6 protein-coding genes are annotated in these 12,520 nt (G+C 45.5%); 2 read left to right on the top strand and 4 right to left on the bottom strand.

Annotation, left to right across the window (positions count from 1 at the left end):
- Positions 1-5 precede the first annotated feature (5 nt).
- Together AC1DP6_RS13935 and AC1DP6_RS13930 are read left to right on the top strand one after the other, a co-directional pair.
- A complete protein-coding gene (locus tag AC1DP6_RS13935; RefSeq protein ID WP_477055374.1) occupies positions 6-2,264 on the top strand; it encodes a DUF7133 domain-containing protein in 2,259 nt (752 codons plus the stop codon).
- Between the two features lie 275 nt (positions 2,265-2,539).
- On the top strand, positions 2,540-4,630 hold the full coding sequence (locus tag AC1DP6_RS13930; RefSeq protein WP_477055373.1) for a family 20 glycosylhydrolase: 2,091 nt from the start codon (positions 2,540-2,542) through the stop codon (positions 4,628-4,630).
- Between the two features lie 89 nt (positions 4,631-4,719).
- Here the strand turns inward: AC1DP6_RS13930 and AC1DP6_RS13925 are convergent, their stop codons facing one another.
- The 4 genes from AC1DP6_RS13925 to AC1DP6_RS13910 all read right to left on the bottom strand — a co-directional run bounded on the left by AC1DP6_RS13925 (position 4,720) and on the right by AC1DP6_RS13910 (position 12,438).
- Positions 4,720-5,061, bottom strand: coding sequence for a hypothetical protein (locus tag AC1DP6_RS13925; protein WP_477055372.1), 342 nt, complete (start codon positions 5,059-5,061; stop codon positions 4,720-4,722).
- 29 nt (positions 5,062-5,090) lie between these two features.
- A complete protein-coding gene (locus AC1DP6_RS13920) occupies positions 5,091-7,328 on the bottom strand; it encodes a glycoside hydrolase family 95 protein (RefSeq protein ID WP_477055371.1) in 2,238 nt (745 codons plus the stop codon).
- Positions 7,328-9,067: a glycoside hydrolase family 36 protein gene (locus AC1DP6_RS13915; RefSeq protein WP_477055370.1), complete on the bottom strand. Its 1,740-nt coding sequence runs from the start codon at positions 9,065-9,067 to the stop codon at positions 7,328-7,330. Before AC1DP6_RS13915 ends, AC1DP6_RS13920 begins: the two co-directional genes overlap by 1 nt.
- 284 nt (positions 9,068-9,351) lie before the next feature.
- Entirely contained in the window at positions 9,352-12,438 is a 3,087-nt protein-coding gene (locus tag AC1DP6_RS13910; protein WP_477055369.1) for a glycoside hydrolase domain-containing protein, read from the bottom strand.
- Positions 12,439-12,520: the final 82 nt, after the last annotated feature.

Raw genomic sequence — 12,520 nt, 5'->3', positions numbered from 1 at the left:
CTACCATGAAAAAGAAAATATGGGTGATAGCTGCGCTATCTGGTTTCAGTCTTTTTATTTATCAATGTAAGGTGGCTGAAAAAAGCACCCGTATTAAGCGGGATGCGGCCGGCAACATCCTGGTGAATCCATCTCCATCTCCCGCTTATAAATCACCTAAAGAAAGCCTGCAATCTATACAGGTTCCTGCCGGTTATCACTTACAATTGGTAGCCAGTGAGCCTATGACCAAGGAGCCGGTAGCTATTGTATGGGACGGTAACGGACGTATGTATGTAGCGGAAATGCGGACCTACATGCAGGACATCAATGGTACCGGCCAACAACAGCCTATCTGTCGTATTTCCATGCTGGAAGATACCAACGGAGACGGCACGATGGATAAAAGCAGTATTTTCATCGACAGTCTTGTGTTACCCCGTATGATGCTTTGCATTGGTCACAAGCTGTTGGTAAATGAAACTTTTACTTACAACATCTGGAGTTATACGGATACAAACGGAGATGGTATAGCAGACAGCAAAGAACTGGTTTACAAAAATAACAGACCGGATACCCGTAACCTGGAACACCAGAAAAGCGGATTGGTATGGAACCTGGATAACTGGATATATGTGAGCTGTGACCCGGTAAGATACCGCTATTCCAAAGGTAAGCTGGTTCCGGACACCCTGACAAATTCACCGGGCGGACAATGGGGACTTGGTAACGACGACTATGGACGTCTGTTCTTTTCAGCTGCAGGAGCGGAGATCCCGGCCCTGGGATTTCAGATTAATCCGGCATATGGCTCCCTGAATTTCCAGGATCAATACAACGAAGACTTTCTCGCAGTATGGCCTATCATTGCCACCCCGGATGTGCAGGGCGGATTAAAACGTTTGCGTGCAGATACTACCCTTAATCACTTCACCGCTGCCTGTGGGCAATCCGTTTACAGAGGAGATGCATTACCGGCAGACCTGAAGGGAGATCTTTTGATATGCGAACCAGTTGGCCGCTTAATCAGGCGTGCAAAAATAACAGATGAAGGTGGTAAAACGATCCTGAAAAATGCCTATGAAGGTCACCAGGAATTTATCACTTCCTATGACATGAACTTCCGGCCGGTAAACACAGCTACCGGTCCTGATGGTTGCCTCTATATCGTAGACATGTACCATGGAATTATCCAGGAAGCTACCTGGACAGCGGAAGGTAGTTTTCTACGCCCACGCATTCTGCAAAAAGGACTGGAGAAAAATATCGGACGCGGTCGCATCTACCGGCTGATACATGATAATTACAAAGCCGATGAAAAACCACAATTACTCGATGCGCTGGCTAATAAACTGATGGCCTGTCTCGACCATCCCAACGGCTGGTGGCGGGAAAATGCACAAAAAGAAATCATCGCCAATGGTGATCTCTCCGTTGTCCCTGAACTTAAAACCATTGCCATTGGAAAGCACGCTACCATCGGAAAAAACACCGGTGCCCTGGCGCGTATTCATGCACTGTGGACCCTTGAAGGGCTAAACGCTATAGATAAACAAACTTTGTTCACGGCGATGAAAGATAGCGCCGCGGAGGTAAGAAAAGCTGCTGTATGGATCAGCGAATCTTTTTTAAAGAAAGATGATGAAGAAGTACGCAATCATATAGCAGCCATGCAAAATGATCCTTCCGCCGCCGTACAGGTGCAGCTGGTACTTTCACTGGCCAGCACTAAATCTCCCGGAGCCATGACCATACAAAAGGCCATGATAAATGCCTCCGCTTATCCGAACATGCTCATCAGTGCGGCCCACAGCGCAGAAGTAAATGCCAATACCAAACTATTTGGTAGTCGTCTTGCAAATATGCCGGCAGCACATCGTAACCTGATCCTCAATGGTGCCAATATCTATAAACAACTCTGCTCTACCTGCCACGGGCCTGATGGTAAAGGCATCATCGTTGGTGGCGGCAGCGCAGCAGCACCACCATTTGTAGGTTCCAATCGTGTAAGCGGCGACAAAGCGCTGATGACTAAAATATTGCTCAATGGCTTATCAGGGCCTATTGATGGCAAATCATTCACTGATGTAATGGCTCCATTCGGCGCTTCCAATACCGATGAATGGGTAGCTTCCATTTTAAGCTATGTACGCTACAACTTCGGAAAATACGATAAAGGTAAATCGCCGATAGTGGAAGTAGATGATGTCCGGAAGATCCGATCAGAAGTAACCGGCAGGGATAAGCTCTGGACGCTTGATGAACTGGAAAAGATAACGAAGTAGTCATCTCTGATCAATCTTTTTTTCATTATCCATACCTGCAATAACAATAATTTGCAGTCGGGTTATTCAAACAAGGCCCGCCAGGCCGCACCGGTATCATTTCCCCGGCAGGCCATGGCGGGCCTTTTCTTTGTCAGGCACAGATACCTGTGTTTTTTTTGAGTAGAGGCTAATTTCTCGCTGACTTTTATGTTCTTTGTATATTTAAGTGAACAGGAATTTAGCACCACTCAACAAAAATTCCCAACGAAGCATCATCAGTATCAAAAGAACATATGAAAAAAATCTTCCTCATTGCCACCTGTATTTGCAGGACGTTTATACTCAGTGCCCAGTCAGGAGCAGCCAACCCGGTCCCCTTTGTGATTCCCAACCTGCAGGAATGGAAAGGCGGTTACGGACAGTTCACGCTTCAACCATCAACAGCTATTGTAATTGAAGAAACTTCCGCCAGTCAACTGCTTGCTACTGCAAAAATTCTTCAAAAAGATCTGCAACTGCTCACCAACAATGCTCCATACCCGATAAGGACAGGTGCTCCTGCCACAGGCGATATCTTCCTCAGTCTGCATGCTACCGATACAACATTGGGCCAGGAAGGGTATTTGCTGACAGCAAACCCTGCGTCCCTCCATATTTCGGCCCTGCATACGCGCGGTTTGTTTTGGGGTACCCGCACGCTTTTACAGGTATTGGAACAGGATAAACAGCACCTTCATTTCCCTTCCGGCACCACCAAAGATTATCCCCGCTATGCAATCCGTGGGTTTGTGCTGGATGACGGCCGGAAATTTTTCAGTCTTGATTTCCTGCGTCAGTATGTGAAGCTGATGGCTTACTATAAAATGAATGATTTTCATATACACCTTAATGACAACGGCTTTTATAAACACTTCGGCAAGAACTGGGATAGCACCTATGCAGCCTTCCGTCTGCAAAGTGATACTTATCCAAACCTGACCGCAAAAGACGGATCCTATACTAAACAGGAGTTCAGAGAGCTGCAGTCATTGGCTACGTCCTATGGCGTGAATATAGTGCCCGAAATTGATGTGCCGGCACATTCGCTCGCGTTCACTCATATGCGACCGGAAATAGGCAGCAAAAAGTTTGGTATGGACCATCTGGACCTCGATAACCCGGTTACCTACCAGGTCATTGACAGTGTTTTCATGGAATACCTGGAAGGACCGGATCCCGTGTTCTCTGGTCCGGAAGTCCACATAGGCACCGACGAATATGATAAATCTTCCGCAGAGCAGTTTCGTGCTTTTACGGATCACTACATACGACTGGTAGAACGCTACGGCAAAAAAGCAAGACTATGGGGCGCACTTACTCATGCCAAAGGCAACACTCCCGTAAAAGTGAAAGGTGTTACCATGAACGTTTGGTACAATGGCTATGCTGATCCCGTGGAAATGAAAAAAGCAGGATATGATATCATCTCTACTCCGGATGGATGGCTCTATATTGTTCCTGCTGCCGGCTATTATTATGACTATCTCAACCTGCCCATGCTTTACAAGAAATGGGAACCTGTTCAGGTGGGAGATGTGCGCTTCAAAGATCAGGACCCACAGATCAAAGGAGGCTCCTTTGCTGTTTGGAATGATGTGGTAGGTAATGGCATCACGCAAAAAGATGTGCATGACAGGGTATTCCCCGCGATGCAGGTGTTATCTCAGAAAATGTGGCGTGGCACGGATACCACACAACAGTACGATGTTTTTGCCCAAAAGGCTTCCGCTATCGGAGAAGGTCCGGGCGCTAATATGCGCGGAAAAGTAGCCGGCGAAACAGACCTTGTATTAGACTACGACCTACGCCAGGGCAACAGCAAAGACCGTTCAGGCAATAAAAGGCATATCGTTAAAACCGTCCATTCGGGTAACAGAAAAGATGGCCTGCAGCTGAATGGCGGCAGTAGCTTCGCTCAAACACCTGTGCAGGAAATTGGATATAATTATACGGTTGCATTTACCATTAAACCAGATATCAATAATGGTCCGAACGCCACCTTGTTTAGTTCCCCGGGATCCACTGTTAAACTGAAGCAGCAGCAAACCGGAAAACTGGGCTTTTCCCGTGAAGGATATGACTATGTATTTGATTATGTAGTGCCTGCAGGTAAATGGACAACATTAGCCATCAGTGGCGACCATAAAGGTACACGCCTATATGTGGATGGTAAATTGCTGCAAAGTCTGAATGCACAGCGGATCAGTTTTGCCGGTACCAAAGATTCCATGACAAAGGTACAGACCCTGTTTTTTCCCTTACAAAATATAGGAGATACCGTTCATGCTTTTAAAGGAAGCATCCGGGATCTGAAAGTGTGGAATGTTGCTGACAAGTTAAAATAAGCCTGGTATTTATTTCAAACGATAGATCTCTTATAATAAAGGTGCCGGCAATAGTTTGCCAGCACCTTATTATTTTCCCCATCTTTATGCTATCCAAATATAGGATGGCCTTCCAGAAATATTCTGTGTAAAACAGCAGAAAAAACGATCGATGAAAATAATATCGTTCCTGCTGTCAATATTAAATCGCTCATCAGATATTTTGAAAAAGATGTCTTCCCTTTACTACTTATTTCTCCATTTCTTACACCTTTTACGAGAAAAAAAGCCTTAAAAAAAAACAATGCCGCTATTAATAAAAATACGGTTCCAATGGTAAGGTTAATCATCAGCACATTGCTGCTTAAAACAATACTCCCAATAGTAAACAAGCCTATCAAAGACCATAGGAGTACATTCAACCAGGATGCTATTATGTATATTCTTATCATACTTAAAATTTTACCGGCAATTCATGGCTTTATCCTCTTTCGCTTACTATCAGTTTCCGCTCTCCATTTACACGAATCCATACTTTTTTTCTTTCTGTTGAGCTGATCTTATACTTCGTAACTTTTCCGTTTTCCCAGGTGCAATCTACCGTATATCCCCCACGTGCTTTCAGGCCTTTAAAAGATCCATTAGCAGCCCAGCTGGAAGGTATCCCCGGGAGCAAATGAATTTCACCGGCATGGCTTTGTATTAACATTTCTGCTACGGCGCCGCTGATGCCAAAGTTACCATCCAGCTGAAAAGGCGGATGATTCGCAAAGAGATTAGGTAAGGTGTTATAAGTAAGTAACCCACGCAGCATGATACCCGCCTTTTCGCCTTCACCCAGTCGTGCCCATAGAGCACAGCGCCAGGGCCAGGTCCAGGAGCGGCGACTGTCTCCAACGGTTGATTCCACCGTAAAAGTTGTGTTTACATTTTTCCCGTAGTTCCCACTACGGCTGCGTAAAGAAATAATGGCGGCTTTTGCCAGATCGGGGTTAAGGGTCATACTGATCTGACGACCGGGATATACTGCAAACAGGTGTGAAGTATGCCGGTGCTGATCATCCGGGTCGTCCCTGTCTTCCTGCCATTCCTGTAGCTGCCCCCATTTCCCGATTTTATTGGGTGCAAGATGTGCCTGCATATCTGCCACCTTCGCCTGATATGACGAATCGATACCCAGTGCTTTTGCAGCTTCCAGGTAATTTTGGAAAAGATCCCATACCAGCTGCTGATCATGCATTACCCCATCTTCCCTGGGGCCATGCTCCGGCGACCAACCATTAGGCACCATCAGCATACCATCGGGCATTTTCTTAAGCTGATCTTCCCAAAACCCGCAAATCTCTTTTAAAACAGGATACGCCGTAGTACGTAAATATTCCTTGTCCATTGTAAAAGCCCAATGCTCAAACACATGCTGACCATACCAGGCACTGGCCGGAATATTCCATTCCCAGCCATTACCACCAAAAATACTTTGGCTGGTGCGGGCGGTCCAGCCACGTACATCCTTCCCGAAAGCTTTTTGAGTAGCGATACGGCACGGCTCCCGGAAAGCTTTAATGAAGTCTATCAAAGGCAATTGACAATCAGATAAATTGGTGGATTCAGCTCCCCAGTAATTCATCTGAATATTGATGTTGTTATGATAATCACTAGCCCAGGCTGGTGTATTACTGTTGTTCCACAAGCCCTGCAAATTGGCTGGCAATCCACCTGCGCGGGAACAACTGGCCAACAGATAACGACCATACTGGAACATGGTTTCTTCCAGGTCGGGATCGGCACCACCAGCTGCATATTTTCCCAACCGGATATCTGTGGGCAATACAAGCAAATCATTGGTTGTTTTCCCTATATCAATAACTGCGGCAGCTGTAAGATGGGTGAGATCTTTCGTATGGCGGCTGATTAATTTTTGATACCCGGATTTTTGAGCAGCCGCTATTTCCTGCTCAACCAAGGGCATCGGATCTGCACCACGCCACCCGGAATTGTAGTCAGGCTTATAATTGGTGCGTGCATCCAGGTAAACAATAATCGTATTGCAATTTTGAAACACCCATGTATTGCCTTCCAGTGAAACACTACCACCTTCATTAGCGATATGAAGCCTGGCTCCATATTTCAGGTGGTTAGGCATTTCGCCCAGAAAACTCAATCCATTTGCATCCGCAGTACTCACGGCCCCCTGTGCTGATTGCAGGGAAATTTTACCAGACAAAGCCCCCATTTTACTGGCTGTATATCTGAAAACAATTACCTGGTCAGGATGACTGGCAAAAGCTTCGCGCCGAAAACGGGTGCCATCTATTTCAAAAAATGTGGTGTGAACGCCGGTTTGAATATTCAAGGAACGTTGATATGTGGTGGCAATATCCCCATGATTAAAATCTATTACGAACTCCCCAAAATTGCGATACGAACCAAAACCGTGATCCCCTGTCTGATAATCTCCGTCCCAATTGTTATCTCCACTCCAAAGACTCTGTTCATTAAACTGTATCCTGTCGGTTTTAACGCCGCCATAAAGCATGGCGCCCATTCTCCCGTTACCAATGGGTAAGGCTTCGGCTTCCCATTTTCCGGCAGGCTTGACATACCATAATTCATCATTATGTACACCTTCTGCCCTGGCACTCACTACAACAATCATCAATAACAGCCCTGCTAAATACTTACAAACACGCACCTCCATACTATCAAATTGAGAATTCATTAATTTATGGTTTTTGCTTTTATTAACAACGCTGAATGTGGGGGTAAGTCTTTAACCTGGTATGTTCCATCATGAACACCCAGGTCGGTACCCAACCAATAATTCTCCAATGACGATTTAGATTTTAATTTTATCTTCAGCGAAACCGGCTTACTGTCATCCCAGTTCAGAAAATAATAATATTGTTCCGCACCCATATCCATACATCCTGTTTCAAATTTGTCATTTGTAAAACGTGCACTTTTACCTGCGGGAGGTAACTGTTTCCGGATAATATCAAATTGTTTTTCCGAGAGGCTGGCGTATTTATCACCCAACAGCATCAAACCACCAACAGCATGAACCACCGTTGCATGAAACAAGAATTCATTTGGTGTAAGTTCCGTCCCGGAATTATCATTTGGCCCCAATACTAAACAATCCGGATCGTTATACCATAATTTCCCGTTTTGCCAGGAACGCATCAGGTTTTCCCTGGCGGTTGATTGAAAAGAATTCCAGTCTCTTGATACATCATTACTCGTACGACAGGCGGTTATTAAACCCAATGAAGGCCATATGGGGTTATTACATCCCAGGATAACGGTATTGCTATCACAGGCTTCCAGGATGGCTTTCATACCGGCGCGATAAGCTTCGATCCGGGTTGCGTTGGCATCATAATGAACCCCTTTGTGGATAGCACCCCAATAGTTGGCATCCAGCTTAAAATATTGTACGCCCCATTTTTCACGCATCGTTCTAACCACATACTTTAAATATTCCTGCGCATGTGGATTGGTCCCGTCCAACACATACCAGGGGCCATTACGCCAACCGCCAAATCCGACGGTAGCCGAATTAAGCGGCTGCCCTGTGCTGTCTTTTACAAACCAGTCAGGATGTTCGGTGAATAACTTCGATTTTTTTTCCGCAATAAAAGGAGCCAGCCATATAGCGGGCGTAAAACCAGCATTTCTAATTTCCGCCAGCGTACTTTCCAGTGAACCGTACCTCGGATTTTCATCCAGCCAGTCCCCCATATATGGCTGAAAGCCATCATCAATCTGAATATATTTCACTGCCGGCAACTTAGCGGCAAAACCCAGCATGTTTTCACGAATATCTTTTTGAGAGACAGAAGGGCCATAACAATACCAGGAACACCAGCCCGTAGGCACTTGCTTTCCAAAAATTGGCGGATGTTTTAAAGCAATCTGTTTGGTTAATTCGTCATACAGCAAATTCTTATCGGTTCCGGCCAGTGCCATAAAATCTTCCAGTTCTACCCGCTGTCCGGGTGCTAATTTTAAATGCTCTACATCTACGGAAACGATGATCTTATTTGCTGAAAAACTGATACGCCCCATGAAGCGCTGGCAGGAGGAAAAAGCCAACATTAAACATTCACCACCAGGTAAGGTTAAATTAAACATGCCATATGCAGTGGGCATATGATGGGGTCCTACTACTTTATAGTGTCCTTCATCCGTATAACCGCCAATGTTTTGAGGATGCCCTAAGCTCCCCCCGGTTTGTGACAACATCTGGAATCCTTCACCATAAATCTGACTACTGCTGTCCAGTACAGCCCCCTCTATTTCAAATAACACGATATTATTGACATAGATGGCTTGTGTGCCATTGTTAACTACCGCCGAACGAACCATTTGGTGGTCCCAGCTCCTGGTTATCACTAAAGAGCTGTTATCAATACGGTTTTCAGCCGCATCCTCGCAATATGCCCGCGACTTTCTCAAAAGAGCAACTATCTTTTTTGCGTCTCTGATTTTTTCAGCAGAAACAGATAAGGAAAGGGACATTATGACACAGCAAAGAATAAGAACTAATCGTTTTTTCATTTTACATTTTTAGCAGTTGTCTGAAACATTGACAGACGGCTAAATTTACTACATTGGCTTCCTTTGTATGTGTACAATCTTATCCAAGATCAATGCTTTATTTGCGTAAGATAAGCCTGCTATCTTATGCAGCATGCTCTATTGTCACCCGGTGTTAGCCTGAATTCGATGTTTGAATAGCGTTACTGTTTTTTCTCAATGATGATAAAACCTCCTTTGCCGGCAGGAACATGGAGGTCATTGAGATGGGTATACACTTGTTTTTCCTGAAGACGGTTTACTGCCGGTGCATAAATAGAAACCGCTGCGGGTGTCATCTTCAGGGCATTCCAATCCAGTGATAATTGGATATGGCGATCTTCCTTAGCCCAGCTGGCGTAAACGATTAATATTTTATCTTCTTTTTGGTAGATAGTAAGTTTAACATCATCCTGGTTGCATTTGACAGGAATACCGGGGTCCCAGTATCCGATCATACTGGATTGCCGGATGCCAAATTCATCCCAGAGTTTCCATATTGCAGAAGGGTCGCAACCAACCCAGCCAAGACGGGAAGTCATCCCATAAAGCATGCCCCTGTAGGCGTTTCCGCAACCATTCAGCATTTCTCCATACAGCCCAAAGGGCAGACCCGCCATTTCTGTTAACCAATAATCCGGGCCCTCATCATAATTATATCCTTCGCCCAGCCAAAGACTGTTGATGCAGGGAAAAAGCTCCATGTATTGATTGGCAGGACTATTCATCCCATAGGAAGCACTGAAATTGTTACCAGAGTGAAAGTCGATCAAACAGCTATCGGCAGACCTGTCAAGTACTTTCCGAACCCGCTTCATGATTTCCCGGTCGTAGCCCACGCCATCCAGGTAGATCCCCCTCATCCCTGTATTTTGGGCCAGCCAGCCCAGGCCTTCCAGGTAATAGTTATGAAGACGCGAGAGACCTTGTGTGCGGATAGACATGTCATATTCGCCTCCCTCCAGAGGTGTATGCCAGGCAGCATCGTACCTGGTCCGGAGATGTTCGACCAGCCATGGACCTCCTTTTGCATATAAATTTCCACCAAGGCCATCATCGGCGAATTGGTCGGCCAGCTGAGCGCCAAGACCGGGAGTAAAAATTTCATCACCAAGACTCCGGAACGCCCAGAGTTCTGCAGCGTAATTACTCAGTTCTCTGACTGTATAATATATCTTGGTCCTTATTCCGAACTTCCTGTTTGCATTGATATACCTCTTTAATGTATCCGTAGCGATGAATGGATAATTGATGTAGGGGTTCAGCAGGTTTCCCTGGTGAACGTTCATTACTGTTGCACCTTTATTCATCGCCTCTTTTCTCCAGTTATCTATCGGAGGGTCAGCCTGAAAATACCGTTCATCCCAATGATTGTTGTCCAGCGGCTTAACGGGCGTAATGAGTAATCCGAAATTGAGATGTATTGTCTGGCCTTTCCGAAGCATTTTCTTTCCTGTGAAAGCTTTAAATAATACCCTGCCTTTGTCCTGCACTTCATCATTTAAGGTACATCCACCAAGTCCCTCATTACTCCAATCTTTATAGGTCCCTGTCTTACTAAAATTGTATAAGGACCAGTCCGGGCTTTCATGCTTTAGCTTACATTGAAGTCCGGCGTTCACATCGCCGAGCCAAAGCTGATTGTTGGCCAGTTGCTTATCCCATTTCCAATCCCAATGTTCAGGGCGTTTTCCGCCCTTACGGCCCAGCCCCATCATATAAGTGGCTGCCTGATATGCATAGGGAATTTGTAATTGAATATCATCAAGTGCCAGGTCCTCTCCTGCTGTTAGCGTTACCTGGTAGTCGATATGCCCATCGCATTCCATTTTTGCAGCGATTTCAAGAAGGGTTTGTCCATTATGCAAGTTGGTCTTCCAACTCACAGCCCCTTCCGTTTTCAACGTGATAACAGGTTTTCCGCCCTTCCAGATCAGCTCTTTGTTATTATGCGAAGCCACTAACCGCATTGGGCCGCTGAGAATATCCCTGGCTGGTCCTCCTGTTCTGTCATTAGCGCCGGAGAAATTGCTGGTGATTTTGTCTGGTAAACCATAGCGGTCAAATCGAAGCTCCCGCCCCAAAACCCGAATGATATTGCCCTGTAGCTGAACGGGTGTATACGGTTTATATAAACTGTCGTCCAGCCCGATCTTCGAATCCAGCCAATTTAATCTCGCCATCCTGAACAATTCATTGTAGCCCCGGTCCACAAGCAGGGAATCCTGTACATCGAACCTGATCTTCAGCGTTCTCTTGTCAACGCCTTCTGCCAGCACTTCTATCTCTCCTTCATAAACTCCCGGCCTGGTAGCTGATGAAACATCTACGCCGATCCACATTGGTTGAATCTTACCCTTTTGTATACTTATCTCCTTGGTAAATGGCTTACCCAGCCAGTCTACCCCGGCCAGGTTGAAACAACGGATGGCCGATCCGGGAATCTTTTCTCCTCCTCTACTCCGCAGATCCGTAAATACCAGGTGCACATTTCGCAGATCCCTGAATGGCGTATATATCCCCAACTGAAAGGCAAAGAATTCGTTTCGCAGTATGGTAGCGTTAAAGGGTTCGCCCTCTTTTCGCTGTACCCAACGCAATGGGATATCAGCATCCATCCGGATAGGATGTTTCCTGTCTTCCGGGAAAAGCAGATAATCATTCTTCCTGTTAATGAGCAGCAATTCTTCTACTTCTCTCGCAGTGGCGACGGTTTCCATAGGATCGAAACTATCGAACTCAGTTACAGACTCAAAACGAAGTACCTGCGCCTGAGACAATGCTTTGCCTTTAAACTTTGCGATCCATTGGGAATCTGCCGTTTCCTTTGCAGTTGGATAGACCGTATTTGGGAAGTACCAGCTGCCTGTATTCCTGTAGGGTAAATAGTACAGATAATATTTCCCCTTTCCTGTGGATGGCTCGAAAATGAAGTCGGAAAATTCTTTATTGATAGCCAGGAAACTAAAATTATGTATCAATTTCCCGCTGGAAGCATCTACCAGGATAACAGACTTATGCCTGGGATCATCCAACCGTCGCCAGGGTATATGCACCTGTACAGCTGGAGCATTATCATTCACTGCTATGACAACCCGGTGATTACCAAATTCACGGCGATCCCATTGGCCGGTAGTATACGCAATTGTTTGAGCCGCGATTTTTTCAATGCTTAACCCCAAAAGCATCCACGCACCCAATATCACCGAAAATATCTGACTGTTAAGCTTCCATTTTATTAAACCTTTCATATAGCTATTTACTAAAATTGAAAATTATCAAATCAATTCTGTAATCCGGTTAAAGGGTCAAAATTATAGCTACATTCATCAA

This window comes from Chitinophaga sp. 01L420 (genome assembly GCF_056399985.1).
The sequence above is the reverse complement of the archived record's forward strand: the minus strand, read 5'-3'. Positions and strand labels throughout refer to the sequence as shown.